Raw genomic sequence first — 25,131 nt, 5'->3', positions numbered from 1 at the left:
CCTCCTTTCCATGCTTGTTTGTATTAATCGATAACTTCGCCGGATTTTTTCGCGATACGAACTTTCGTTCCGTTATCCAATACTTTGTATCCTACGCGAGTAGGTTTGCCGCTCTTAGGATCAATTAGCATCACGTTAGAAACGTGGATTGCAGCTTCTTGATTCAAGATACCGCCTTGTGGATTTTGTTGAGATGGTTTCGCATGTTTCTTAACCATGTTTACACCTTCTACTAGCACACGGTTTTGACGAGGATAAGCAGCGATAACGCGACCCTTCTTACCTTTGTCTTTACCAGTGATTACAAAAACCGTATCGTCTTTTTTCACGTGCAGTTTATTGTTATGAGATTCTAATCTCTTTTTTAATCTTGGCATTAGCTTCTACACCTCCTGAGGTTTCCCGTTAGGAAAACAAACATCGTAACTGTTCTTAGATAACTTCTGGAGCCAAGGATACGATCTTCATGAAGTCTCTGTCACGAAGTTCGCGTGCAACTGGTCCAAAGATACGTGTACCACGTGGACTTTTATCTTCTTTCACGATAACAGCCGCATTCTCATCGAATGAGATATATGATCCGTCTTTACGGCGAGCACCGCTCTTCGTACGAACGATAACTGCTTTAACAACGTCACCTTTTTTGACAACGCCACCTGGTGTTGCTTCTTTTACTGAACAGACGATCAAATCACCAATGTGACCAACGCGACGACCAGTACCACCCAAAACGCGGATACACATTAATTGTTTCGCACCTGAGTTGTCAGCGACAGCCAAACGAGTAAATGGTTGAATCATCGTATTCCCTCCTTTCGGGGTTCATGTCTCGATTATTAGATAACAACAGCAACTTCAATAATTTCAACCAATCTCCAGCTTTTATCTTTGGATAATGGTCTAGTTTCACTGATTCTTACAGTGTCACCAATTTTAGCTTGGTTATTTTCATCATGAGCTTTAAACTTTTTCGTATATTTGATTCTCTTGTGATAGAGATCATGTTTTTTGTAAGTTTCAACAGCAACAACAATGGTTTTATCCATTTTATCACTGACAACTTTACCGACCTGCACTTTACGATCGTTGCGTTCAGCCATCTAAGGAACCCTCCCTTCTAGATTTGGTTACCCAATCCCCAATTCTCTTTCACGCAAAATAGTCTTGGCACGAGCGATCTCTTTACGCAAATCACGAATTTGAGTCGGGTTGTCCAATTGACCAGTAGCTAGTTGAAAACGGAGGTTAAAGAGTTCTTCTTTAAAACCATTAACTTTTTGCTCAATTTCAGCAGTGGTTAAGTTCCGGAATTCACTACCCTTCATTTGCTTCACCGCCTACTTCTTCTCTTTTCACGAATTTCGTTTTGATTGGAAGCTTGTGAGCAGCAAGACGCATCGCTTCACGAGCGACCTCTTCACTAACACCAGCAAGTTCAAACAAAATTTTACCCGGTTTTACTACAGCTACCCATTTCTCCACGTTACCTTTACCACTACCCATACGGACTTCAAGCGGTTTTTGTGTAACTGGTTTAGCTGGGAAGATTTTAATCCAAACTTTACCGCCACGTTTGATGTAACGTGTCATGGCAATACGTGCTGCTTCGATTTGACGGTTGGATACCCAAGCCGGTTCTACCGCTTGCAGACCATATTCGCCAAAAGCAACTTCCGTTCCGCCTTTAGCGCGACCTTTCATGTTACCGCGGTGTTCTTTACGGTGTTTTACACGTTTAGGTACTAACATGATTTAAATTCCTCCTTCCGGCTGAGCCTTTTTCTTAGCTGGCGGAAGCACTTCTCCACGATAAATCCATACTTTTACACCGATACGTCCATAAGTAGTGGCTGCTTCAGCAGTACCATAGTCGATATCCGCACGAAGCGTATGAAGTGGAACTGTTCCTTCGCTATATCCTTCCGTACGAGCAATCTCAGCACCGCCAAGACGTCCGCTAGTTGCTACTTTGATACCTTTAGCGCCGGATCTCATTGTTCTTTGCATAGCTTGTTTCATAGCACGACGGAATGAAACGCGACGTTCCAATTGAAGTGCAATAGCTTCAGCTACGAGAATTGCATCAAGATCTGGGCTTTTGATTTCAGAAATATTAATGTGAACTTTTTTATTGGACATAGCAGCGATGTAGTTGCGAATGACTTCAACTTCAGCTCCGCCTTTACCAATAACCATTCCTGGTTTTGCAGTTTGAATCGTAACGTTCACACGGTTAGCCGCGCGCTCGATTTCGATGTGGGAAACTGCAGCATCTTTAAGTTTATTTTTTAAGTATTCGCGGATTTTGACGTCTTCAAGCAACAGAGTTCCGAAATCTTTCTCTGCGAACCATTTGGACTCCCAATCACGAATAATACCAATTCTAAAGCCTACCGGGTTTACCTTCTGACCCACACGTTACCCCTCCTTATTTTTCAGATACCACGATTGTAATGTGGCTGGTACGTTTTTTGATCGCGCTAGCGCGGCCCATTGCACGTTGTTGGAATCTTTTCATTGTAGGTCCTTGGTTAACAAACGTCTCAGAAACCACAAGTTTATTAGGATCTAATGAATAGTTATGCTCTGCATTGGCAATTGCGGAATTCAGTAGTTTCTCCAAAATTGGAGAAGCTGCTTTAGGCGTGTGACGCAGAATCGCAATCGCTTCACCTACCGCTTTTCCCCGAATCAAGTCAACAACTAGCTTTGCTTTACGAGGAGCAATCCGAGCGTGGTTCAATATTGCTTTTGCTTGCATGGTAGTACCTCCTCTCGGTTAAAAATGAAATTAACGTTTTCCGGTTTTCTTATCGTCATCGTGACCTTTATAAGTACGAGTTGGTGCAAATTCACCAAGCTTGTGTCCAACCATATCTTCGGTTACATACACAGGCACGTGTTTTCTTCCATCATATACTCCGAAAGTGTGACCAACGAATTGCGGGTAAATCGTAGAACGACGGGACCACGTTTTGATAACCAGTTTTTTGCTGGAAGTGTTCAAGTCTTCTACTTTTTTCAGTAAGTATCCATCAATAAATGGACCCTTCTTTAAGCTGCGACCCATGGGTGTTCCTCCCTTCCTTGAACCTCAAGAAAATTCATATATCCTAGATTACTTCGTACGGCGACGTACAATGTATTTATCGGATGCTTTACCTTTTTTACGAGTTTTGAAACCAAGCGTCGGTTTACCCCATGGTGACATAGGTGATTTACGTCCGATTGGTGCACGTCCTTCACCACCACCGTGTGGGTGATCATTCGGGTTCATTACGACCCCACGAACCTGTGGACGATTGCCTTTCCAACGATTACGTCCTGCTTTACCGATTTTCACGAGCTCGTGATCTTCGTTACCTACAGAACCGATTGTTGCGCGGCAAACTTTAAGGACTTTACGAACTTCACCGGATGAAAGACGAATAGTTACGTAAGTTTCTTCTTTACCAAGAAGTTGAGCTTCTGTACCGGCAGCGCGCACTAGTTGTGCACCTTTACCAGGCTTCAACTCGATGTTGTGGATAACTGTACCAACTGGAATGTTTTCCAATGGAAGAGCGTTACCTACTTTGATATCTGCTTGTGGTCCAGAAACGATACGATCGTCCACTTTAAGACCTTTAGGAGCGATGATGTATTTTTTCTCGCCATCAGCATAATGAATCAATGCGATGTTTGCGGAACGGTTAGGATCGTACTCAACTGTAGCAACGCGTCCTGGTATTCCATCTTTAGTACGTTTGAAATCGATGATACGGTATTTACGCTTGTGTCCACCACCATGGTGACGAACCGTAATTTTACCTTGGTTGTTACGACCAGCATGCTTGAACAGAGGAGCAAGCAATGATTTCTCCGGTGTTGATGTTGTGATTTCTTCAAAAGTAGAAACCGACATCGCACGTCGAGCTGGTGAGGTTGGTTTGTATTTTTTAATTGGCACTCTGATTTCCTCCTTACTTCAAGAAATGGGTTATACCGATTCAAAGAATTCCAATTCTTTGCTTTCTGCGCTTAGGGACACGATAGCTTTCTTCCAGATGGAAGTGTAACCGGAGTGTTTGCCATAACGTTTAGGCTTAGCTGGCATTCTCAATGTGTTTACATTTGTAACTTTTACTTTGAAGATAGCTTCAATAGCTTGTTTAATTTCTGTTTTGTTAGCGCGAAGATCCACTTCGAAAACATACTTTTTGTTAGCCATTAGGTCGCTTGTACGCTCAGTGATGATCGGGCGCTTGATAATGTCGCGTGGATTTTTCATTGTGCAAGCACCTCCTCAACTTTCTGTACAGCTTCTTGTGTAAGGATCAATTTGTCATACAACATGACATCAAGAACATTAACTCCATCAGCAGCAACAAATTTCACACCTGGGATATTACGAGCAGATAAAGCAACATTGGAGTCGTTAGCAACGCCTACAACTAATACTTTACGATCTACTTTCAGGTTGTTCAAAATAGCTACGAAGTCTTTCGTTTTTGGAGCGTTCATTTGAAGCTGATCCAATACGATCAAGTTGTTATCGATAAGTTTCGAGGACAAAGCGGATTTGATCGCTAAGCGACGAACTTTTCTAGGCAATTTGAAACCATAGCTACGAGGTGTCGGTCCGAATACGGTACCGCCGCCTTTCCACTGCGGAGCACGAATACTACCTTGACGCGCACGACCTGTACCTTTTTGTTTCCAAGGTTTACGACCACCGCCGCGAACTTCCGAACGACCTTTTGTTTTGTGTGTTCCTTGACGCACAGCTGCTTGTTGCAAAAGAACAGCTTCGTGGATCGCATGAACGTGAGGCTCAATTCCGAAAACAACGTCAGACAGTTCAACTTCTCCTACCTGAGCACCTGTTACATTATATAAAGCTACTTTTGGCATCTGTCTTCCTCCTTTCTTACTTTTTCACAGCAGACTTCACGCTAACGTAGCTGTTTCTAGGACCCGGAATGGAACCTTTAACTAGCAACACGTTACGCTCAGCATCTACTTTAATGATTTGCAGGTTTTGCAAAGTTACTGTTTCGTTACCCATGTGCCCTGGCAATTTCTTACCTTTAGGAACGCGGTTTGCTTGAATGGAACCCATGGAACCTGGTCCGCGGTGATAACGTGATCCGTGAGCCATAGGGCCTGTGGATTGGTTATGTCTTTTGATGTTACCTTGGAAACCTTTACCTTTGGAAGTACCCGTTACATCAACGAATTCGCCCTCTGTAAACAGATCTGCTTTCAGTTCTTGACCAACTTCATAGTCACCCAACTGAATGCCACGAATTTCTTTAACGTAGCGCTTAGGCGTTGCCCCTGCTTTTTTCGCATGGCCAAGCTCTGGTTTAATGATTCTGCTAGCTTTAACATCATCAAAACCGATTTGGATCGACTCATATCCGTCGTTATCCACATCTTTCTTTTGCAGTACCACACATGGTCCCGCTTGAATGACAGTTACCGGAACTACATTACCCTCCGGAGTAAACAACTGTGTCATCCCAAGTTTTTTTCCTAAGATACCTTTCATCGTTGACACCTCATTTCCTTCCTAAACGTTCATTCTATAGTTGTTTTACAGTTTGATCTCAATATCAACGCCAGACGGTAAGTCTAAACGCATTAGAGCATCAACTGTTTGTGGTGTTGGATTCACAATATCGATAAGACGCTTATGCGTACGCATTTCGAATTGCTCACGCGAATCCTTGTACTTGTGCACCGCACGAAGAATCGTGATGATTTGCTTCTCTGTCGGAAGCGGAATCGGACCGGATACACCTGCACCGGAACGCTTGGCAGTTTCCACGATTTTCTCAGCTGATTGATCAATAATTCTGTGATCATAAGCTTTCAAACGGATACGAATTTTTTGCTTTGCCATGATAAGTCCCTCCTTCTATCGCCCAATTTATTATCGGACATACTCCGCGAAAATTCTCCAACAACCATCCCCATGGCAAAGGGGCCAGGTGTGTCGGCAACCTTTCGCATCATCGCAACGTCACAGACCAACGTTTTATATTATATAAAATTTGAAAACGAAAAGCAAGCGAAATTTTAGGCATATGCATAAAAAAAACGTTCATCGTTTAAACGATGAACGTTTCTTCTATATATAGGTACTACTTTTGAATTGTTGCAACCGCGCCCGCACCAACTGTACGTCCGCCTTCACGAATCGCGAAGCGTGTTCCTTCTTCGATTGCGATTGGGTTGATCAGTTCAACAGTAACAGTGATGTTATCACCAGGCATAACCATCTCTGTACCTTCTGGAAGGGAGATGATACCCGTTACGTCAGTTGTACGGAAGTAGAACTGTGGACGGTAACCTGTGAAGAAAGGCTTATGACGGCCACCCTCTTCTTTAGTTAGAACGTAAATTTGTGCTGTGAAGTTCGTGTGTGGTTTAACTGAACCTGGTTTCGCAAGTACTTGTCCACGCTCGATATCTTTACGGTCTACACCACGAAGCAAAGCTCCAATGTTGTCACCAGCTTGAGCGGAATCAAGCAATTTACGGAACATCTCTACACCAGTTACGATGCATTTACGAGTTTCTTCAGCGATACCAACGATTTCAACTTCTTCTTGTACTTTAACAGTACCACGCTCAACACGACCAGTTGCAACTGTTCCACGACCAGTGATTGAGAATACATCCTCAACTGGCATAAGGAAAGGCTTGTCAGTTTGACGCTCAGGAGTTGGGATATAAGTATCAACTTGTTCGAACAACTCGATGATTTTGTCAGCCCAAGGACCTTCTGGGTTAGCAAGAGCTTCACGAGCTGCACCACGGATGATTGGAGTATCATCGCCTGGGAACTCATATTCGTTAAGAAGGTCGCGAACTTCCATCTCAACCAATTCAAGCAACTCTTCGTCTTCAACCATATCACATTTGTTAAGGAATACTACGATGTAAGGTACGCCTACTTGACGGGAAAGAAGGATGTGCTCGCGAGTTTGCGGCATAGGGCCGTCAGCTGCGGATACAACCAGGATCGCTCCGTCCATTTGAGCAGCACCAGTGATCATGTTTTTAACATAGTCAGCATGTCCTGGGCAGTCAACGTGTGCGTAATGACGGTTAGGTGTTTCGTACTCAACGTGAGCTGTGGAGATTGTGATACCGCGCTCGCGCTCTTCTGGTGCTTTATCGATTTGGTCGAATGCTACTGCAGCTCCACCGTATCTTTTGGACAGTACTGTAGTGATAGCAGCTGTCAAAGTTGTTTTACCATGATCGACGTGACCGATAGTACCGATGTTAACATGCGGTTTGTTACGTTCAAATTTAGCTTTTGCCATTTTAAACGATTCCTCCTTAGAGTGACTAATAGTTTTATATTAAGCGCCTTTGCCTTTTGCAATAATTTCTTCTGCAATGGACTTAGGTACTTCTTCATAATGTGAAAGTTCCATGGAGTAAACACCACGGCCTTGTGTTCTCGAACGAAGTGTTGTGGAATATCCAAACATTTCGGACAAAGGCACCTTAGCACGGATGATTTGCGCGCCATGACGGTTATCCATACCTTCAATACGTCCACGACGGGAGTTAAGGTCACCCATAACATCGCCCATGTACTCTTCTGGTACAGTAACTTCAACCTTCATGATTGGCTCAAGAAGAACCGGTTTACATTTTTCTTTAGCTGCTTTAAGTGCCATGGAACCTGCGATTTTGAACGCCATTTCATTGGAGTCAACATCATGGTAAGATCCATCAACAACTGTAGCTTTGATATCCACGAGCGGGAATCCTGCGATTACACCATTCTTCATGGACTCTTCGATACCAGCTTGAATAGGTGCGATATATTCTCTAGGAATAGATCCGCCCACTACTTTGCTTTCGAAAATGAAACCTGTACCAGCTTCTTGAGGTTCAAACTCAACCCAACAATGTCCGTATTGACCACGACCACCGGATTGACGAACGAATTTACCTTCAACTTTAGCTGATGCACGGAACGTTTCACGATAAGCTACTTGCGGTTTACCAACATTGGTTTCTACTTTGAACTCACGAAGCATACGGTCAACGAGGATCTCAAGGTGAAGCTCACCCATACCTGCGATGATCGTTTGTCCTGTTTCTTCGTCTGTGGAAGCACGGAAAGTCGGATCTTCTTCAGCAAGTTTTTGCAATGCGATACCCATTTTATCTTGGTCGGCTTTCGTCTTCGGTTCAACAGCAAGCTGGATAACCGGTTCAGGGAAGACCATTTTCTCAAGAATAACTGGATTTTTCTCATCACAAAGTGTATCACCAGTCGTTGTATCTTTCAATCCAACGGCCGCGGCAATGTCACCAGCGTATACAATGCTGATTTCTTGACGGCTGTTCGCATGCATTTGCAGGATACGACCAACACGCTCACGTTTTCCTTTAGTCGCATTGGACACATAGGAACCGGAGTTCAAGGTACCAGAGTAAACACGGAAGAACGTAAGACGACCAACGAAAGGATCTGTCATGATTTTAAATGCAAGCGCTGAGAAAGGTTGATCATCAGCAGACTTACGAACCACTTCAGTACCATCGTCAAGTACACCTTTAATGTCAGGTACATCAAGAGGTGATGGCAGGTAACTAATTACCGCATCCAACATCAATTGAACACCTTTGTTTCTGTAAGAAGACCCTACGATAACTGGGAAGATTTTCACTTCACAGACACCTTTACGCAGAGCTGCTTTGATTTCGTCAACAGAAATTTCTTCGCCTTCAAGATACTTCATTGTAAGCTCTTCATCGAGCTCAGCAACTTTCTCAATCAATTCCAAACGAAGTTCTGCAACTTGATCTTTGAACTCAGCAGGAATCTCGATTTTCTCGATATCCTTACCAAGGTCGTCTTTGTACATATAAGCAACTTCATCAACCAAGTCGATAATGCCTTTGAATTCATTCTCAGCACCGATTGGAAGTTGAATAGCTACTGCATTTGCACCAAGCTTTTGACGCATGGATTCAACAACTTGCAAGAAGTCAGCACCGATGATATCCATTTTGTTTACGTAAGCAATACGTGGAACGTTGTATTTATCAGCTTGTCTCCAAACTGTTTCCGATTGAGGCTCAACGCCCTCTTTCGCACTAAATACACCAACTGCTCCATCCAACACACGAAGGGAACGCTCTACCTCAACGGTAAAGTCAACGTGTCCCGGGGTATCAATAATATTGATGCGGTGACCTTCCCATTGCGCAGTTGTAGCGGCGGAAGTAATCGTGATTCCGCGCTCTTGTTCCTGCTCCATCCAGTCCATCGTAGCTGCACCTTCGTGCACTTCTCCGATTTTGTGAACTTTACCTGTATAGTACAGAATGCGCTCTGTTGTTGTCGTTTTACCAGCATCGATATGAGCCATGATCCCGATATTACGTGTGTTTTTTAAGGAGAACTCTCTAGCCATAGGTCGTTATGTCTCCTTTCTGAAATTGATTTATAATTCTACCAACGATAGTGAGCGAATGCTTTATTAGCTTCAGCCATTTTGTGTGTATCTTCACGTTTCTTAACGGAAGAGCCTGTGCTGTTGCTAGCATCGATGATTTCATAAGCCAATCTTTCTTCCATCGTCTTCTCACCACGTAGACGTGAGTAGTTAACCAACCAACGCAAGCCTAATGTCGAACGACGATCAGGTCTTACTTCGATAGGCACTTGATAGTTTGCTCCACCAACACGGCGAGCTTTAACTTCTAGTACTGGCATAATGTTTTTGATAGCAGCTTCAAACACTTCCATCGGCTCTTTACCTGTACGATCTTTCACGAGGTTAAAAGCGTTGTATAGAATGGTTTGTGCTACCCCTCTTTTTCCATCAACCATAATGCGATTGATAAGACGAGTAACTAGTTTGCTATTATAAATTGGATCTGGCAATACGTCTCTGCGAGTAACTGGACCTTTACGAGGCATAGTTATCCCCCTTTCTTATAAGAATCATCCCTGATTATTATCTCTTATTTTTTAACTTTCGGACGTTTAGTACCGTATTTGGAACGGGATTGCTTACGGTTGTTAACACCGGAAGTATCCAGCGCACCACGCACGATGTGATAACGTACCCCTGGAAGATCTTTAATTCTACCTCCACGGATCAATACAACACTGTGTTCTTGCAGGTTGTGACCGATACCTGGAATGTAAGCTGTCACCTCTACGCGGTTCGTTAAACGAACACGTGCATATTTACGAAGTGCGGAGTTAGGCTTCTTAGGAGTCATAGTACCTACACGCGTGCAGACACCACGTTTTTGAGGTGCACTCAAATCCGTTGCTTCTCTTTTCAAAGCGTTAAAACCTTTTTGCAAAGCTGGTGATTTAGACTTATCCACCTTCGCTTGACGACCTTTACGTACTAGTTGGTTAATTGTTGGCATATCGCCACCTCCTCCCTACATTCATAACATGATGTTCTTCTTACAAGCCCACAGATCCAGGCGAGTCATAAATGAGCAAAGAGAAAGTCCTTGCCATGGATAGCTGCAAAAGTCACTAGTACTGATTAGGCTATAACCACTAACAAAAACGTCTTTAGCGCTTATTCATTTACAACAGCTGCTACCGCAGCTCCAACTTCAATTCCACATGCTTTACCTAGCAATTTCATAGAATCCACATAGGTAACAGGTACACCCTTCTGCGTACAGAGAGTTACCAGATTTATCGTCAATCGCGGATCTGCATCTTTGGAAACAAAAACTTCGACTGCCTTACCTTGTTCGACTGTTTTTGTAACTTTCTTCGTACCTACACTTATATTCTTTGCCTGTTTGACTTTATCATAAGACATAAGGCACCCCCTTCAAAGAAAGGAAAGAATATCAACTTAGGCACACTCCGATATATTAGCACTTTGAACTTCTGCTGTCAAGGAATAACTTCTAATATTTTATTATTCTTACTAGAATAGTAAAAGTATATCAAAAGGGACAGCACACTTTATTATAAAGTGGCTATCCCTCATGATTACATAGCAAATCTATTCAACAGTGACAGTCTCTTTTTCAAGATCTTCATCTTGTACAAGCACTTCGTTCGGATCCGTAATACGGATATTCCGGTAACGAGGCATACCCGTACCTGCAGGAATAAGCTTACCGATAATAACGTTCTCCTTAAGACCAAGTAATTGGTCAACCTTGCCTTTAATAGCTGCATCCGTCAAGACACGTGTCGTTTCTTGGAAAGACGCTGCAGATAGGAAGGAATCAGTCTCTAGGGACGCTTTCGTAATACCGAGCAAGATAGGTCTTGCAACAGCAGGCTCGCTACCAGCGAACAAGGCAACTCTGTTGGCTGCTTCATATTCATGAATGTCTACGAAGGAACCAGGAAGAAGCGTTGTATCTCCAGCGTCAACAATACGGATTTTCCGCAACATTTGGCGAACCATAACTTCGATATGTTTATCGTTAATTTCTACCCCTTGGTTACGATATACGCGTTGTACTTCTTGCAGAATGTAGTTCTGCACGCCGCGAATACCTTTGATGCGGAGCATCTCTTTCGGATCGATAGATCCGTCTGTCAGCTCATCTCCAGCCTCGACTTGTTGATTCAGTGAGACACGGACACGTGATCCGTAAGGAACCGCATAAACCTTGGATTCCGCTTCCCCTTGGACTTCGATCTCACGACGGTCCTTAGCTTCACGGATTTCTTTGACAGTACCATCAATTTCGGAAATGATCGCTTGACCTTTCGGATTCCGAGCTTCGAAGAGCTCTTGAATACGCGGCAAACCTTGCGTAATATCATCTCCGGCAACACCACCGGTATGGAACGTACGCATCGTCAACTGTGTTCCTGGCTCACCAATGGATTGAGCAGCGATAATACCAACTGCTTCACCAACCTCAACAAACTGGCCAGTAGCTAAGTTACGACCGTAACATTTCTTACATACACCATGATTGGTGCGGCAGCTAAGAACGGAACGAATTTGAAGTTTCTCGATACCTGCTTCAATAATTGTATCCGCAATACCCGATTCGATAAGTTCATTGCGTTGAACAATGACTTCACCAGTTTTCGGATGACGAAGGGTTTCATAAGCATAACGACCTTCAATACGGTCATAGAGATCTTCAATAACCTCTTTACCATCTTGAATTTTGCTAACCATGAAGCCTTTATCTGTTCCACAATCATCTTCGCGAACAATAACATCTTGTGCAACGTCAACGAGACGACGAGTCAGGTAACCGGAGTCAGCTGTACGTAGCGCTGTATCGGCAAGACCTTTACGCGCTCCGTGCGTGGAAATAAAGTACTCCAAGATTGTCAAGCCTTCACGGAAGTTCGATTTAATTGGCAACTCCATAATTTTACCGGATGGATTCGCCATCAAACCACGCATACCGCCAAGCTGTGTAATCTGAGATTTATTACCCCGGGCTTTGGATTCAACCATCATGCTAATAGAGTTGTATTTATCAAGGGATTTCATCAAAATATCTGTGATTTCATCCTTCGCTTTACTCCAGATCGCAATAACACGGTCATAACGCTCTTCATCTGTAATCAAACCACGGCGATATTGGTTCGTAACTACACGTACTTTCTCTTCACATTCTTTGAGGATTGCTACTTTTTCAGTAGGAACGACAACGTCAGAGACAGCTACGGTAATACCCGCTTTGGTGGAGTACGTGAATCCAAGCTCTTTAATTTTATCAAGGATCATGGACGTTTGAGTTGTGTGGTATTTACGGAAACACTCAGCAATGATCGAACCGAGATATTCTTTACCTACCGCTTTGTTCTCTTCACGTTCCAACATAATAGCTCTAAGATCAGCACCTTTTTCGAAAACAAAGTGAGCATCAGGAATTCCGCTCAATAGGTTCGTCTTCGTTGGTTCATTAATGAATGGGAAGTCGCTAGGGAAAATCTCATTCATAATGATTTTACCGATCGTCGTGATCAAAATTGCATTTTGCTGTTTCTCAGTGAAACTAACTTTGTTCAATGCTTTTGCAGGAATAGCAACCCGTGCGTGCAGGGCCATTTTGCCCGATTGGTAGGAAGAAACTGCTTCATGCACTGTTCTAATAATAGAACCAGCACCTTTAGCGAATTTGTTGTCTGTTGTTAAATAGAAGCTCCCCAGAACCATATCCTGTGAAGGCGTAACAACAGGCTTACCGTCTTTCGGATTCAAGATGTTACCTGACGCCAGCATGAGCAAGCGAGCTTCGGCTTGAGCTTCAGAAGACAATGGTACGTGAACGGCCATTTGGTCACCGTCGAAGTCAGCGTTGTAAGCTGTACAAACGAGCGGATGAAGCTTAATAGCGCGGCCTTCAACCAGAATCGGTTCAAAAGCTTGAATACCAAGTCTATGCAGCGTAGGGGCACGGTTCAGAAGAACCGGGTGCTCCTTAATTACTTCTTCAAGAACATCCCAAACATCTGGACTTACGCGCTCAACTTTACGCTTTGCACTCTTGATGTTATGGGCTAAACCTTTATTTACAAGCTCTTTCATCACGAAAGGCTTGAACAACTCAAGTGCCATTTCCTTCGGAAGACCACATTGGTACATCTTCAGGTTAGGACCTACAACGATAACGGAACGACCGGAATAGTCAACACGTTTACCGAGCAAGTTTTGACGGAAACGTCCTTGTTTACCTTTCAGCATGTGGCTGAGGGATTTCAAAGGACGGTTACCAGGGCCTGTTACCGGACGACCGCGACGACCGTTGTCGATAAGAGCATCAACCGCCTCTTGCAGCATCCGTTTCTCATTTTGAACAATGATATCTGGAGCGCCCAGGTCGAGCAATCTTTTTAAACGGTTGTTACGGTTGATAACGCGGCGATACAGATCATTCAAGTCAGAAGTCGCGAAGCGGCCACCATCAAGCTGTACCATCGGACGAAGCTCCGGAGGGATGACAGGAAGTACATCCAGTACCATCCAACCCGGTAAATTTTTCGAGTTACGGAAAGCTTCCATAACTTCCAAACGCTTAATCGCACGATTACGACGTTGACCTTGCGCTGTTTTGAGTTCTTCTTTGAGTGTATCTACTTCACGCTCGATATCAATGTCGATTAGAAGCTTTTTAACGGCTTCCGCACCCATACCCGCTTGGAAAGCATAACCGTACTTCTCGCGATAGCTCCGGTATTCCTTCTCGGAAAGCAGTTGTTTCTTCTCCAAAGGTGTATCCCCTGGATCAGTTACCACATAGGAAGCGAAGTAGATAATTTCCTCCAACGATCTTGGAGACATATCTAGTGCAAGCCCCATACGGCTTGGAATGCCTTTGAAGTACCAAATGTGAGATACCGGAGCGGCAAGTTCAATATGACCCATGCGCTCACGACGTACCTTTTGACGTGTTACTTCAACGCCACAACGGTCACAAACAACGCCTTTATAACGAACTCGTTTGTATTTACCGCAATGACATTCCCAATCTTTGGTAGGTCCGAAGATCTTTTCGCAGAAAAGACCTTCTTTCTCAGGCTTTAAGGTTCTGTAGTTAATCGTTTCCGGCTTCTTTACTTCCCCACGGGACCAAGAGCGAATTTTATCGGGTGATGCCAAGCCGATTTTCATAAACTCGAAGTTGTTAACGTCCATCAAGGAGCAACCCTCCTTTAAGAATTTAAACCCACTATGCAGTGAATCGTTCTCGATCTATTGTGGTGTTCTTTATTCGTTGACTCCTAATTCAGAGCCCTCTAAGTTTAGGTTTAATTTATCGCTAGTGACTTCGTCGTCATCGTCGGCTTCTCTCATTTCGATCTCTTCTTCGTCGCCGGACAGGATTTTAACATCCATACCTAAACTTTGAAGCTCTTTGATCAAAACTTTGAATGATTCAGGAACACCTGGCTCTGGAACATTCTCGCCTTTAACGATAGACTCATATGTTTTCACACGGCCTACAACGTCATCGGACTTCACTGTAAGAATTTCCTGCAGTGTATAAGCAGCTCCATAAGCCTCGAGTGCCCATACCTCCATCTCCCCGAAACGTTGTCCACCGAACTGCGCTTTACCACCCAGCGGCTGCTGAGTAACAAGGGAGTAAGGTCCTGTGGAACGGGCATGGATTTTATCATCAACCATGTGCGCCAGTTTAATCATGTACATGACGCCTACAGTAACTTCGCGTTCGAACGATTCGCCTGTACGACCATCGTACAGAATCGTTTTACCGCTACGCTGCATACCTGCTTCTTCCATCGCATCGAACACGTCATACTCACGCGCTCCATCGAATACTGGCGTTGCAGCATGGATACCCAGGTATTTGGAAGCCATACCTAAGTGAACTTCAAGCACTTGACCGATGTTCATCCGTGAAGGAACCCCTAGTGGATTCAATACAACTTCAACCGGTGTACCATCTGGAAGGAAAGGCATATCTTCTTCCGGAAGAATACGTGCAACTACCCCTTTGTTACCGTGACGTCCTGCCATTTTATCGCCTTCGGAAATTTTCCGTTTTTGTGCGATATAGACACGAACGAGTTGGTTCACACCAGGAGGCAGCTCATCGCCGTTCTCACGAGTAAATACTTTCACGTCTACAACAATACCGTCTGTACCATGCGGTACGCGAAGGGATGTATCACGAACCTCACGGGCCTTCTCACCGAAGATCGCATGCAGCAATCTTTCTTCCGCTGTCAGTTCTGTTACACCTTTAGGTGTTACTTTACCAACAAGGATATCGCCTGCGCCGATTTCGGCACCGACACGGATAATACCACGCTCGTCAAGATTTTTCAGTGCATCTTCCCCAACGTTCGGGATATCACGTGTGATTTCTTCCGGTCCCAGCTTCGTATCACGAGCTTCGGACTCGTATTCCTCGATGTGAATAGAAGTGTATACATCTTCTTTCACAAGCTTTTGGCTAAGCAAGATCGCATCCTCGTAGTTGTAACCTTCCCAAGTCATGAAGGCTACGACAACGTTACGTCCAAGCGCCAATTCACCTTGTTCTGTTGAAGGTCCGTCTGCAAGAATATCGCCTGCTTTAACCAATTGGCCTTTTTTGACAATCGGACGTTGATTGATGCACGTTCCTTGGTTAGAACGCATGAATTTGTGAAGTTTATATTTGACGATGTTGCCGCTAACTAGCTTACCATCGACCAATTCTTGGCGACGCAGCCAAATTTCATTCGCAGCAGCTTTCTCAATAATTCCATCGAATTTGGAGACAATACATACTCCTGAGTCTTTAGCGACCTTATGCTCCATACCTGTTCCTACAAGAGGTGCTTTCGGGATCAAAAGCGGAACCGCTTGACGCTGCATGTTTGAACCCATAAGCGCACGGTTGGAGTCATCATTTTCAAGGAACGGAATTAACGCCGTTGCCACGGAAACAACTTGCTTCGGAGAAACGTCCATGTAATCGACACGTTCAACCGGAAGTGTTAAGTTGTCATCCTTATAACGAACGATAATTGCGTCTTCAACGAATCTATTATCTTCCGTCAATTGTGCATTCGCCTGAGCAATAACATAGTTATCCTCTTCGTCTGCTGTCAGGTAAGCGATTTGGTCAGTTACAAGTCCTGACTTCGGATCTACCCAACGATATGGCGCCTCAATGAAGCCATACTCATTAATACGAGCAAACGTAGACAATGAGTTGATCAAACCAATGTTCGGTCCCTCTGGCGTCTCAATTGGACACATACGGCCATAGTGAGAGTGATGCACGTCACGAACTTCCATACCTGCGCGCTCTCTCGTCAAACCGCCGGGTCCGAGTGCAGACAGACGTCTTTTGTGCGTCAATTCAGCAAGTGGATTCGTTTGGTCCATAAACTGAGAAAGTTGTGAGCTACCGAAGAACTCTTTGATCGATGCGATAACAGGTCGAATGTTGATTAACGCTTGTGGCGTTATCACATTCGCGTCTTGAATCGACATACGCTCACGAACAACACGTTCCATACGGGAAAGACCAATACGGAATTGATTTTGCAGCAATTCACCTACAGAACGAAGTCTACGGTTACCTAAGTGGTCAATATCATCCGTATTTCCGATACCGTGAAGCAAATTGATGAAATAGTTAATGGATGAAATAATATCGGCAGGCGTGATGTTTTTGACAGTTTTATCAATAACACCGTTAGAAATAACTTTAACGACCTTGCCCTCTTCTGTTGGTGAATAAACGTTGATGCACTGAACTGGAATCGTATCCGCGCCCGTTACACCTTTAGGAATCGTAAATTCTTTATACCCTGCACCTTTTTCAATAAAAGGAAGGATTTCATCTAAAACACGACGATCAAGCAATTGCCCTGCTTCAGCAATGATTTCTCCAGTCTCGGAGTCTACCAATGTTTCAGCCAAACGTTGATTGAACAATCTGTTTTTGATGTGAAGTTTTTTGTTAATTTTGTAACGACCTACATTGGCCAAATCGTAACGCTTCGGATCAAAGAAACGAGCAACGATCAAGCTTCTAGCATTATCTAGTGTAGGAGGCTCGCCCGGACGAAGACGCTCATAGATTTCGATTAACGCTTTTTCCGTAGAATCCGTGTTATCTTTATCGAGCGTATTACGGATGTATTCATTGTCACCCAGCAAATCCAAAATCTCAGCATCTGTACCAAATCCTAATGAACGAAGAAGGACAGTTACTGGAATTTTACGCGTACGATCGATACGAACATAGATGATATCTTTCGCATCAGTCTCAAGTTCCAACCAGGCTCCACGGTTCGGAATGACGGTTGCGGTATATGTTTTTTTGCCGTTTTTATCCACTTTCGTGCTATAATAAACACTGGGTGAACGAACGAGCTGGGAGACGATTACACGCTCCGCACCGTTAATAATGAACGTTCCCGTGTCAGTCATGATAGGGAAATCCCCCATGAACACTTCTTGTTCTTTGACCTCACCGGTTTCCTTATTAATCAAACGGACTTTGACTCTTAACGGCGCCGCATAGGTTACGTCGCGTTCTTTGGATTCATCAACTGAATACTTAGGCTCTCCTAAGCTATAGTCAATAAACTCCAGTACTAGGTTACCTGTAAAATCCTGGATCGGAGAGATATCCTGAAACATCTCGCGAAGTCCTTCTTCCAAAAACCACTCATACGATTTTTGCTGGATTTCAATCAGGTTTGGAATGCCCAGCACCTCATTAATTCGTGCATAAGTCCTGCGTTTACGTCGTCCAAATTGAACAAGATGTCCCGCCAACTTTCATTCACCCCTCAACTCTACTCAATAAATAAAAAGAAGAAGAAAAACTTCTACCGACGTACACTCAGGACGCCTCCGTTAGTGGAGCCCGTCCGAATTAAGCGACTGTATGAAGGAAGGTTTTTCCCTGTAATCAATAAGACTTTTCCAAATATTTCTTCCCATCCTGTTAGAGTTTCCTAAAATTCAAACATTATACGTTACAAGTTCAAATTTTATTCATCCAGGAAGAAAAAAACACTTGACATTTTTGTTAACTAAAGACATGTGTCCCATCTTAATACTGACATTTTTTAATAATACCACATGTGAAATGTCAAGTCAAACAAATTCCCTCGATTGTCAACAAAGACTTCATCCCACTTCAATAAGCTTTCGATTACTTCGTGGCTTTGAGAATTTTGTACCCTTTATCTTTGGATACCTCTGTAACTTCACTGTACAAAGACTCGAGTTTTTTCATGGCCGATGGAGCACCCTGCTTTTTCTGAATAACAACCCAGATAGACCCGCCGTCAACTAAGCAATCATAAGCATCCGTAAAGATGCGATGAACGACTTCCTTGCCGGCACGAATCGGCGGATTGGTTAAAATCGCGTCAAATCGCTGCCCCTTCACTTGTTCCAAGAGATCACTTTGGAGGATGGTCACATTCGTAATTCCGTTACGCTTCGCATTATCAGCTGAAAGCTCGATTGCTCTCTCATTGATGTCGACCATTGTCACATGCCCTTTCGGACACATGACAGCAGCGCTTAGCCCAATAGGACCATACCCACACCCTACATCAAGAACCTTAGCATCCTCGCGCAGCTCCATAGTTTCAATTAAATGCTTACTACCATAATCGACACCTTTTTTTGAAAAGACACCCGCATCCGTCAGGAACGTATATGTTTTACCACGCAGCACTTCCTGCGTAGTGTGGACATCTCGTTTAACCGTCGGTCGCTCCGTATAGTAATGCTCTGACACGTTATGAATTCCTCCTTCACTTTTACCTTTAGGAAAATCAAATAACGAGAGCGTTCCTAAGGCTTTCCTAAGGGTAAAAACCTAAACTTATAACGGTTAAAAAAACCTCTTGAAGTCAAGCTTCAAGAGGTTTCCTATTGAAAGATTACTTAACTTCTACGGAAGCGCCAGCTTCAGTAAGCTTAGCTTTAACAGCTTCTGCTTCTTCGGAGCTAACTTTTTCTTTAACTGCTTTAGGAGCTCCATCAACCAAGTCTTTCGCTTCTTTCAGGCCAAGACCTGTGATTTCACGAACTACTTTAATTACGTTGATTTTGGATGCGCCAGCGCTAGTCAAGATAACATCAAACTCAGTTTGAGCTTCTTCAACTGCTACTGCTGCGCCACCGCCAGCTGCTACTGGAGCTGCTGCTGTTACGCCAAACTCTTCTTCAATTGCTTTAACCAGGTCGTTCAATTCCAAGATTGTCATGCCTTTGATTGCTTCTAGGATCGTTGCATTGTTGCTCATGGTTAAACCTCCATTATCATTCATATATTTTGTGGTTGTTGTTGTAAAACAAAATTAAGCTTGACCTTCAGCTTCTTTTTTCTCAGCAACTGCTTTAACAGCAAGTGCAAAGTTACGAACTGGAGCTTGAAGAACGCTAAGCAACATGGAGAGAAGACCATCTCTGGATGGAAGTTCAGCAAGTGCTTTGATTTGATCGTATCCAACTACGCGGCCTTCGACCACGCCGCCTTTTACGCTCAATTGTTCATTCTTTTTCGCAAATTCAGTCAAGATTTTCGCTGGAGCGACTAGATCGTCATTGCTGAAAGCAATAGCAGTTGGACCTGTTAGGTACTCATCCAATGCGCTTAAATCAGCATTTGCCGATGCGCGTCTAGCCAACGAGTTCTTGAGAACTACGAATTCAATACCAGCTTCGCGCAAGGTTTTGCGCAGCTGCGTTACTTGAGCTACGTTCAAACCGCGGTAGTCTGCTATGATTGTAGAAGCACTAGCTTTAAACTTTTCAGTTACTTCAGCTACTGCCTGTTCTTTCTGTGCAAGAATTTTCGCGTTTGCCATAGTACACCTCACTTCTTATGCATTTATCTTTCAAGATCGCAAACAGTAGGAGCATCAGCATTCCTTATCTAAAATAAGAAATGCCTTCGTAGACGCTACGAAGGCATGATGTGTTCACTTTTTCCCTGATGTACAAAGAAATCGCTATATATATCATAACACCTCGGTAGGAAATTAAGCACGTTGGCACCTACTGTCTACGGTTTGCATATTCATTTTTATGACCTTTGATAGAGTATCACGCCCAGCAACCGAAGTCAACTGGAAGCTTTTACTTATCTAAAGGATTGCAGGTTAACACGAACGCTTGGACCCATTGTGGAGGATACAGCAATGTTTTTCAGGTAAACACCTTTAGCAGCTGCTGGTTTCGCTCTTACAAGTGCATCAACCAATGCTTTGAAGTTTTCGTTCAACTTATCAGCATCGAAAGATACTTTGCCAAGTGGAGCATGGATTTGGCCTGCTTTGTCAAGACGGTACTCGATTTTACCTGCTTTGATCTCTTGAACAGCTTTGGTAACGTCGAAAGTAACTGTTCCTGCTTTAGGGTTTGGCATTAAACCTTTACCCCCGAGGATACGACCCAGTTTACCAACTTCGCTCATCATGTCCGGAGTAGCTACGCAAACGTCAAATTCGAACCAACCTTGTTGAATTTTGTTGATCATGTCAGCATCACCAACAAAATCTGCACCAGCTGCTTCAGCTTCTTTCGCTTTCTCGCCTTTAGCAAATACAAGTACACGTTTCGTTTTACCAGTTCCGTGTGGTAGTACAACGACACCACGAACAGCCTGATCTTGTTTTCTTGGGTCAACACCCAGACGAACTGCAACATCTACAGTTTCATCAAATTTAGCAGTAGCTGTTTTCTTAACAAGCTCGATTGCTTCTGACGGATCATACAAAGCTTCAGCATTTACAAGCTGAGATACTTCGCGGTATTTTTTACCGTGTTTAGGCATTTTAAATATCCTCCTTAGTGGTATTAGCGGATAATCCTCCCACCGAGCGGCTGAAGAGTTTTCTCGAAGAAAACCCACTTCGACAGCTTGCGCTTATCGTTTAACCGCATTCCTTGCGGAATTAATCTTCGATGACGATTCCCATGCTGCGAGCAGTACCTTCAACCATACGCATTGCAGCCTCAACGGATGCAGCATTTAAGTCAGGCATTTTTTGTTCAGCGATTTCGCGAACTTTAGCGCGTTTCACAGTTGCAACTTTCTTTTTGTTTGGTTCACCGGATCCTTTTTCGATACCAGCAACGACGCGAAGAAGAACTGCAGCCGGAGGCGTTTTAGTGATGAATGTAAAAGAGCGATCCTCGAATACTGTGATTTCAACCGGAATGATAAGACCAACTTGATCAGCAGTACGAGCGTTAAACTCTTTACAGAAAGCCATGATGTTCACACCTGCTTGACCCAATGCTGGACCGATCGGTGGTGCTGGATTTGCTTTCGCAGCTTGAACTTGAAGCTTCACGATTTTAATAACCTTTTTTGCCATGATAGACACCTCCTTGCTTTTAATATGGGATCTCTTTGCCATCCCACTAACGAAGGTCTATCCCGAGGAATAGACCTGGTAGAAACCCTTGGTTGTCTTGTTTTATAGCTTTTCCACTTGGTCGAAATCGAGCTCAAGCGGGGTTTCTCTACCAAACATGTTGACATGTACCTTAAGTTTACCCTTGTCAGCAATAATTTCTTCAACAGAGCCGACAAAGTTTGCGAAAGGCCCCACCTTGACGCGTACGGTTTCTTTGAGTTCGAAGTCGATTTTCTCCTTCGGTTCTTCCATACCCATATGCTTCAAGATAGATTCAACTTCCTCAGGTAATAATGCAGTCGGTTTAGAGCCGGATCCTGTAGAACCTACAAATCCAGTTACTCCTGGCGTATTACGCACGACATACCAAGAGTCATCCGTCTGAATCATTTCTACGAGGACATAACCTGGATAAACTTTACGCATGACGACTTTTTTCTTGCCGTCTTTGTTTACCAGTTCTTCTTCCATAGGCACAAGCACACGGAAGATCTTGTCCGTCATTTCCATAGATTCAACACGTTTCTCTAGGTTGGCTTTCACTTTGTTCTCATACCCTGAATAGGTATGTACGACGTACCATCTTTTTTCCATGAATAAATTCACCTATAGTCCTGTTTATTTAAAAACAAGGCGCAGCAACTCAGAAATTCCTAGATCCAGCACAAAAAAATAGATGGCAACAAAAGTTACGGTACCAATAACGACAAGCGTATAGGTAATCATCTCTTTGCGACTTGGCCACTTGACCTTTTTGAGTTCTGACCAACTGTCGGTGAAGAAGGAAAAAGTGGATCCGAAGCTTTGTCTCATTCTAGCCAAGAACGCCACAAACTACACCTCCAAAGAACTACCTAGTCTCGCGATGAGCAGTATGTTCATTGCAAAATTTGCAATATTTCTTCAACTCAATACGGTCGGGATTGTTGCGCTTATTTTTAGTGGATGCATAGTTTCTTTGTTTGCAATTTGTGCACGCTAATGTGATGATGACCCGCATGATGTACACCTCCTACAGACACTTTCTAATTAAAGCCCTTCTAAGCGCGTCAAAAAGAAAGCGACTTTTAGGGCTACCTGAAATACTTTATCACAACCCGCAATAGGGTGTCAAGACAGAAGTCTCATAAATACGAGAGTATCACCAGTATAGACTCTCTAGACAATTGTTAAACATTCTCCCAAAGAAAAACACCCGCACAGCTTAAGCGGCGCGGGTACTTCCTACAAATCTCGGACTTCTAGATAACGTTCAAGCTTGCGTTTAACACGTTGAAGAGCATTATCAATAGACTTCACATGACGATCGAGATCAACGGCAATTTCTTGATACGATCTGCCATCGAGATAGAGCATCAGTACCCTGCGCTCTAGGTCACTTAATATCTCTCCCATTTTATCTTCAAGGCCCGTAAACTCTTCTTGATTGATTACAAGCTCCTCAGGATCTGTAACCCGGGAACCGCTAATAACGTCAAGCAGCGTACGATCAGAATCTTCATCATAGATAGGCTTGTCCAGTGACACGTAGGAATTAAGAGGAATGTGCTTCTGACGCGTTGCTGTTTTGATCGCCGTGATGATCTGTCGCGTGATGCACAGTTCAGCAAAGGCTTTGAATGAAGCAAGCTTGTCTCCTCGGAAGTCGCGAATAGATTTATATAAACCTATCATACCTTCCTGCACAATGTCTTCTCGGTCTGCACCTATCAAAAAATAAGAACGTGCTTTGGCACGTACGAAATTCTTATATTTATTGATAAGGTATTCCAACGCTTCGCTACTGCCTTCACGGACTGCTTCGACAATGTCTTCATCTGGCTTGAGGTCATAATCATACATTCTCAGTTCTTTGAGGTCGACACTCACCAACAATCCCTCCGGCCTGCAGGACTACCCAGATTCACAATAAAAGTTTAGGTTAAGTATACATGAAGAAAACTCACAACGTCAACGGGGAACCGCACCATTTCTAGCATTTGGAGGATTCACTCTCCTCTTCGCCACCGTTCAAACTGCTCTTTGAGCTCATTGCTCAGTTTACCTTCGAACGGATTACGCTTAGATGAAGATTCAGGATGAATACGTTCTCGCACTTCTTTGCGATTCTGTTTGATTTTGACTAGCAGTTCACCAGCGGGCATTCGAAGAGCTCCTTTACCGAAAATGACATGCTGCTCTATCATATCCGAGGTGGCTACGTAAATTTGCTTGCGCCTTCCCATCAGATTCGTGACCAGGCGTTCGATCCGTTCATCTGCCGTTTCCTTCTCTTTGGTATAAAGTACAGTTAGCTTGCTCTGCACATACTTCTTACCAAGTCCAGGTACCATATAGGCATCGAAAACAAGGTATACCTTCATACCCGAGTAGGATTGATATTCCGCCAGCATATGAATCAACTGATCCCGAGCGCCCTCCAGATCCGTGTCCTTCAGCTTACTCAGCTCCGGCCAAGCGCCAATAATATTGTAGCCATCAACAATCAGAAACTGTTCCATGCATTTAACTCTTATTTCGCTGTCTAACCACTTCATACATCAATACACCCGCGGCAACGGACGCATTCAAAGAATTCACATGTCCCGCCATCGGAAGCTTTACTAAGAAGTCACATTTCTCTTTAATTAATCGACCAACACCTTTACCTTCATTCCCGATAACAAGAGCTATTGGAATACTAAAGTTGGCTTTATACACATCTTGAGCAGCAGTTACATCCGTTCCAGCGACCCAAACTCCTTGCTCTTTCAATTTCTCAATCGTCTGCGCAATATTCGTCACTCGTGCAACGGGAACATATTCAACGGCGCCAGCTGAAGTCTTCGAAACCGTAGCCGTAAGTCCAACGGAACGGCGCTTAGGGATAATGACGCCATGGACACCTGTGCAATCTGCTGTTCGCAGGATCGAACCTAGATTATGCGGATCCTCGATCTCATCAAGAATCAGAATAAAGGGTTCTTGCCCAAGCTCTTTAGCCTTAGCTAGAATATCTTCTACTTCGACATACTCATAGGCAGCAACTTGCGCTACAACCCCTTGGTGTTGTAGTCCTTCAGCCATTTGGTCCAGCTTGCGCTTGTCCGTAAACTGAACGATGATGCCTACATTTTTGGCTTCCGCTACAATAGGACCTGCGAATTGCTTCTGAGCACTCTCTGCGATCCATATTTTATTAATCGTCCGACCTGCACGAAGCGCCTCCAGAACGGAGTGCTTCCCGCCGATATATTCTTCATCCATTCCTGTTCCTCCTAAAAGTATACAATCCTCGTTAG

31 protein-coding genes and 1 other annotated feature are annotated in these 25,131 nt (G+C 43.8%); all 31 genes read right to left on the bottom strand.

Features of this window, described 5'->3' with window-relative positions:
* Nucleotides 1-23: 23 nt before the first annotated feature.
* Nucleotides 24-377 (bottom strand): 50S ribosomal protein L24, encoded by a 354-nt coding sequence (gene rplX / locus QFZ80_RS35765; RefSeq protein WP_079418006.1) that lies wholly within the window; start codon nt 375-377, stop codon nt 24-26.
* A gap of 55 nt (nt 378-432) precedes the next feature.
* On the bottom strand, nt 433-801 hold the full coding sequence (gene rplN / locus QFZ80_RS35760; RefSeq protein ID WP_028557485.1) for a 50S ribosomal protein L14: 369 nt from the start codon (nt 799-801) through the stop codon (nt 433-435).
* Nucleotides 802-836: 35 nt separating this feature from the next.
* Nucleotides 837-1,100 (bottom strand): 30S ribosomal protein S17, encoded by a 264-nt coding sequence (rpsQ, locus tag QFZ80_RS35755; protein WP_307563398.1) that lies wholly within the window; start codon nt 1,098-1,100, stop codon nt 837-839.
* 27 nt (nt 1,101-1,127) lie between these two features.
* The gene (rpmC, locus tag QFZ80_RS35750; RefSeq protein WP_028557487.1) at nt 1,128-1,325 is read right to left on the bottom strand and encodes a 50S ribosomal protein L29; all 198 of its coding nucleotides are present in this window, start codon (nt 1,323-1,325) and stop codon (nt 1,128-1,130) included.
* On the bottom strand, nt 1,315-1,749 hold the full coding sequence (gene rplP / locus QFZ80_RS35745) for a 50S ribosomal protein L16 (protein ID WP_029196459.1): 435 nt from the start codon (nt 1,747-1,749) through the stop codon (nt 1,315-1,317). The genes rpmC and rplP overlap by 11 nt, the downstream gene beginning before the upstream one ends.
* Before the next feature lie 3 nt (nt 1,750-1,752).
* On the bottom strand, nt 1,753-2,415 hold the full coding sequence (gene rpsC, locus QFZ80_RS35740) for a 30S ribosomal protein S3 (protein ID WP_307550507.1): 663 nt from the start codon (nt 2,413-2,415) through the stop codon (nt 1,753-1,755).
* 13 nt (nt 2,416-2,428) lie between these two features.
* A complete protein-coding gene (rplV, locus tag QFZ80_RS35735; RefSeq protein ID WP_028557490.1) occupies nt 2,429-2,761 on the bottom strand; it encodes a 50S ribosomal protein L22 in 333 nt (110 codons plus the stop codon).
* A 30-nt stretch (nt 2,762-2,791) separates the two neighbouring features.
* Nucleotides 2,792-3,070 (bottom strand): 30S ribosomal protein S19, encoded by a 279-nt coding sequence (gene rpsS / locus QFZ80_RS35730; protein WP_029196461.1) that lies wholly within the window; start codon nt 3,068-3,070, stop codon nt 2,792-2,794.
* 48 nt (nt 3,071-3,118) lie between these two features.
* On the bottom strand, nt 3,119-3,949 hold the full coding sequence (rplB, locus tag QFZ80_RS35725) for a 50S ribosomal protein L2 (RefSeq protein WP_028557492.1): 831 nt from the start codon (nt 3,947-3,949) through the stop codon (nt 3,119-3,121).
* 30 nt (nt 3,950-3,979) lie between these two features.
* Nucleotides 3,980-4,270 carry a 50S ribosomal protein L23 gene (gene rplW / locus QFZ80_RS35720; protein ID WP_028557493.1) on the bottom strand — a complete coding sequence of 97 codons (291 nt, stop codon included), beginning with the start codon at nt 4,268-4,270 and terminating at the stop codon, nt 3,980-3,982.
* Entirely contained in the window at nt 4,267-4,893 is a 627-nt protein-coding gene (gene rplD, locus QFZ80_RS35715) for a 50S ribosomal protein L4 (RefSeq protein WP_307550508.1), read from the bottom strand. The genes rplW and rplD overlap by 4 nt, the downstream gene beginning before the upstream one ends.
* Before the next feature lie 16 nt (nt 4,894-4,909).
* Nucleotides 4,910-5,533 (bottom strand): 50S ribosomal protein L3, encoded by a 624-nt coding sequence (gene rplC / locus QFZ80_RS35710; RefSeq protein ID WP_028557495.1) that lies wholly within the window; start codon nt 5,531-5,533, stop codon nt 4,910-4,912.
* A 45-nt stretch (nt 5,534-5,578) separates the two neighbouring features.
* Complete coding sequence (gene rpsJ, locus QFZ80_RS35705) at nt 5,579-5,887, bottom strand: 30S ribosomal protein S10 (RefSeq protein WP_028557496.1); 309 nt, start codon at nt 5,885-5,887, stop codon at nt 5,579-5,581.
* Nucleotides 5,888-6,128: 241 nt separating this feature from the next.
* Nucleotides 6,129-7,319 carry an elongation factor Tu gene (gene tuf, locus QFZ80_RS35700; protein WP_047683193.1) on the bottom strand — a complete coding sequence of 397 codons (1,191 nt, stop codon included), beginning with the start codon at nt 7,317-7,319 and terminating at the stop codon, nt 6,129-6,131.
* A gap of 39 nt (nt 7,320-7,358) precedes the next feature.
* Nucleotides 7,359-9,434 (bottom strand): elongation factor G, encoded by a 2,076-nt coding sequence (gene fusA / locus QFZ80_RS35695; RefSeq protein WP_307563395.1) that lies wholly within the window; start codon nt 9,432-9,434, stop codon nt 7,359-7,361.
* A gap of 38 nt (nt 9,435-9,472) precedes the next feature.
* Nucleotides 9,473-9,943 carry a 30S ribosomal protein S7 gene (rpsG, locus tag QFZ80_RS35690; RefSeq protein ID WP_028557499.1) on the bottom strand — a complete coding sequence of 157 codons (471 nt, stop codon included), beginning with the start codon at nt 9,941-9,943 and terminating at the stop codon, nt 9,473-9,475.
* A gap of 44 nt (nt 9,944-9,987) precedes the next feature.
* Complete coding sequence (gene rpsL, locus QFZ80_RS35685; RefSeq protein WP_028557500.1) at nt 9,988-10,407, bottom strand: 30S ribosomal protein S12; 420 nt, start codon at nt 10,405-10,407, stop codon at nt 9,988-9,990.
* Nucleotides 10,408-10,568: 161 nt separating this feature from the next.
* Nucleotides 10,569-10,820: a ribosomal L7Ae/L30e/S12e/Gadd45 family protein gene (locus tag QFZ80_RS35680; protein WP_307563393.1), complete on the bottom strand. Its 252-nt coding sequence runs from the start codon at nt 10,818-10,820 to the stop codon at nt 10,569-10,571.
* A 189-nt stretch (nt 10,821-11,009) separates the two neighbouring features.
* Nucleotides 11,010-14,630: a DNA-directed RNA polymerase subunit beta' gene (rpoC, locus tag QFZ80_RS35675; protein ID WP_307550511.1), complete on the bottom strand. Its 3,621-nt coding sequence runs from the start codon at nt 14,628-14,630 to the stop codon at nt 11,010-11,012.
* A 69-nt stretch (nt 14,631-14,699) separates the two neighbouring features.
* Nucleotides 14,700-18,239, bottom strand: coding sequence for a DNA-directed RNA polymerase subunit beta (gene rpoB, locus QFZ80_RS35670; RefSeq protein WP_307563391.1), 3,540 nt, complete (start codon nt 18,237-18,239; stop codon nt 14,700-14,702).
* A gap of 382 nt (nt 18,240-18,621) precedes the next feature.
* Nucleotides 18,622-19,218: a class I SAM-dependent methyltransferase gene (locus tag QFZ80_RS35665; protein ID WP_307550513.1), complete on the bottom strand. Its 597-nt coding sequence runs from the start codon at nt 19,216-19,218 to the stop codon at nt 18,622-18,624.
* Between the two features lie 145 nt (nt 19,219-19,363).
* Nucleotides 19,364-19,729: a 50S ribosomal protein L7/L12 gene (gene rplL / locus QFZ80_RS35660; RefSeq protein ID WP_029196469.1), complete on the bottom strand. Its 366-nt coding sequence runs from the start codon at nt 19,727-19,729 to the stop codon at nt 19,364-19,366.
* A gap of 54 nt (nt 19,730-19,783) precedes the next feature.
* Nucleotides 19,784-20,293, bottom strand: a complete 510-nt coding sequence (rplJ, locus tag QFZ80_RS35655) for a 50S ribosomal protein L10 (protein WP_307550514.1) — start codon at nt 20,291-20,293, stop codon at nt 19,784-19,786.
* Nucleotides 20,294-20,359: 66 nt separating this feature from the next.
* Nucleotides 20,360-20,514: a sequence feature (ribosomal protein L10 leader region), on the bottom strand.
* Nucleotides 20,515-20,568: 54 nt separating this feature from the next.
* Complete coding sequence (gene rplA / locus QFZ80_RS35650) at nt 20,569-21,261, bottom strand: 50S ribosomal protein L1 (RefSeq protein WP_307550515.1); 693 nt, start codon at nt 21,259-21,261, stop codon at nt 20,569-20,571.
* 121 nt (nt 21,262-21,382) lie between these two features.
* Nucleotides 21,383-21,808: a 50S ribosomal protein L11 gene (gene rplK, locus QFZ80_RS35645; protein ID WP_028557508.1), complete on the bottom strand. Its 426-nt coding sequence runs from the start codon at nt 21,806-21,808 to the stop codon at nt 21,383-21,385.
* Nucleotides 21,809-21,910: 102 nt separating this feature from the next.
* Nucleotides 21,911-22,444, bottom strand: coding sequence for a transcription termination/antitermination protein NusG (gene nusG / locus QFZ80_RS35640; protein ID WP_057304273.1), 534 nt, complete (start codon nt 22,442-22,444; stop codon nt 21,911-21,913).
* A 24-nt stretch (nt 22,445-22,468) separates the two neighbouring features.
* On the bottom strand, nt 22,469-22,681 hold the full coding sequence (gene secE / locus QFZ80_RS35635) for a preprotein translocase subunit SecE (protein ID WP_307563388.1): 213 nt from the start codon (nt 22,679-22,681) through the stop codon (nt 22,469-22,471).
* A 19-nt stretch (nt 22,682-22,700) separates the two neighbouring features.
* Nucleotides 22,701-22,850: a 50S ribosomal protein L33 gene (rpmG, locus tag QFZ80_RS35630; protein WP_079418041.1), complete on the bottom strand. Its 150-nt coding sequence runs from the start codon at nt 22,848-22,850 to the stop codon at nt 22,701-22,703.
* A gap of 224 nt (nt 22,851-23,074) precedes the next feature.
* Entirely contained in the window at nt 23,075-23,719 is a 645-nt protein-coding gene (gene sigH, locus QFZ80_RS35625) for an RNA polymerase sporulation sigma factor SigH (RefSeq protein WP_028557511.1), read from the bottom strand.
* Nucleotides 23,720-23,838: 119 nt separating this feature from the next.
* The gene (locus QFZ80_RS35620) at nt 23,839-24,351 is read right to left on the bottom strand and encodes an NYN domain-containing protein (protein WP_307550516.1); all 513 of its coding nucleotides are present in this window, start codon (nt 24,349-24,351) and stop codon (nt 23,839-23,841) included.
* 4 nt (nt 24,352-24,355) lie between these two features.
* The gene (rlmB, locus tag QFZ80_RS35615; protein WP_057304275.1) at nt 24,356-25,096 is read right to left on the bottom strand and encodes a 23S rRNA (guanosine(2251)-2'-O)-methyltransferase RlmB; all 741 of its coding nucleotides are present in this window, start codon (nt 25,094-25,096) and stop codon (nt 24,356-24,358) included.
* Between the last annotated feature and the right edge of the window lie 35 nt (nt 25,097-25,131).

The sequence above is a fragment of the Paenibacillus sp. V4I7 genome, from assembly GCF_030817275.1.
GTDB lineage: Bacteria > Bacillota > Bacilli > Paenibacillales > NBRC-103111 > Paenibacillus_E.
This window is presented reverse-complemented; position numbering and strand designations above follow the sequence as displayed.

Bases quoted from the DNA above. Each gene is read 5' to 3' on its own strand.
- rplA (WP_307550515.1), bottom strand. From the start codon at position 21,261: ATGCCTAAACACGGTAAAAAATACCGCGAAGTATCTCAGCTTGTAAAT.
- rlmB (WP_057304275.1), bottom strand. From the start codon at position 25,096: ATGGATGAAGAATATATCGGCGGGAAGCACTCCGTTCTGGAGGCGCTT.
- rplX (WP_079418006.1), bottom strand. From the start codon at position 377: ATGCCAAGATTAAAAAAGAGATTAGAATCTCATAACAATAAACTGCAC.
- rplV (WP_028557490.1), bottom strand. From the start codon at position 2,761: ATGCAAGCAAAAGCAATATTGAACCACGCTCGGATTGCTCCTCGTAAA.
- QFZ80_RS35680 (WP_307563393.1), bottom strand. From the start codon at position 10,820: ATGTCTTATGATAAAGTCAAACAGGCAAAGAATATAAGTGTAGGTACG.
- rplW (WP_028557493.1), bottom strand. From the start codon at position 4,270: ATGAAAAATCCACGCGACATTATCAAGCGCCCGATCATCACTGAGCGT.
- rplN (WP_028557485.1), bottom strand. From the start codon at position 801: ATGATTCAACCATTTACTCGTTTGGCTGTCGCTGACAACTCAGGTGCG.
- rplD (WP_307550508.1), bottom strand. From the start codon at position 4,893: ATGCCAAAAGTAGCTTTATATAATGTAACAGGTGCTCAGGTAGGAGAA.
- rpsL (WP_028557500.1), bottom strand. From the start codon at position 10,407: ATGCCAACAATTAACCAACTAGTACGTAAAGGTCGTCAAGCGAAGGTG.
- rplK (WP_028557508.1), bottom strand. From the start codon at position 21,808: ATGGCAAAAAAGGTTATTAAAATCGTGAAGCTTCAAGTTCAAGCTGCG.
- rplJ (WP_307550514.1), bottom strand. From the start codon at position 20,293: ATGGCAAACGCGAAAATTCTTGCACAGAAAGAACAGGCAGTAGCTGAA.
- rplL (WP_029196469.1), bottom strand. From the start codon at position 19,729: ATGAGCAACAATGCAACGATCCTAGAAGCAATCAAAGGCATGACAATC.
- rpsS (WP_029196461.1), bottom strand. From the start codon at position 3,070: ATGGGTCGCAGCTTAAAGAAGGGTCCATTTATTGATGGATACTTACTG.
- rpsJ (WP_028557496.1), bottom strand. From the start codon at position 5,887: ATGGCAAAGCAAAAAATTCGTATCCGTTTGAAAGCTTATGATCACAGA.
- rplP (WP_029196459.1), bottom strand. From the start codon at position 1,749: ATGTTAGTACCTAAACGTGTAAAACACCGTAAAGAACACCGCGGTAAC.
- QFZ80_RS35620 (WP_307550516.1), bottom strand. From the start codon at position 24,351: ATGGAACAGTTTCTGATTGTTGATGGCTACAATATTATTGGCGCTTGG.
- rpmG (WP_079418041.1), bottom strand. From the start codon at position 22,850: ATGCGGGTCATCATCACATTAGCGTGCACAAATTGCAAACAAAGAAAC.
- rplC (WP_028557495.1), bottom strand. From the start codon at position 5,533: ATGAAAGGTATCTTAGGAAAAAAACTTGGGATGACACAGTTGTTTACT.
- rpsQ (WP_307563398.1), bottom strand. From the start codon at position 1,100: ATGGCTGAACGCAACGATCGTAAAGTGCAGGTCGGTAAAGTTGTCAGT.
- nusG (WP_057304273.1), bottom strand. From the start codon at position 22,444: ATGGAAAAAAGATGGTACGTCGTACATACCTATTCAGGGTATGAGAAC.
- fusA (WP_307563395.1), bottom strand. From the start codon at position 9,434: ATGGCTAGAGAGTTCTCCTTAAAAAACACACGTAATATCGGGATCATG.
- rpmC (WP_028557487.1), bottom strand. From the start codon at position 1,325: ATGAAGGGTAGTGAATTCCGGAACTTAACCACTGCTGAAATTGAGCAA.
- tuf (WP_047683193.1), bottom strand. From the start codon at position 7,319: ATGGCAAAAGCTAAATTTGAACGTAACAAACCGCATGTTAACATCGGT.
- rpsG (WP_028557499.1), bottom strand. From the start codon at position 9,943: ATGCCTCGTAAAGGTCCAGTTACTCGCAGAGACGTATTGCCAGATCCA.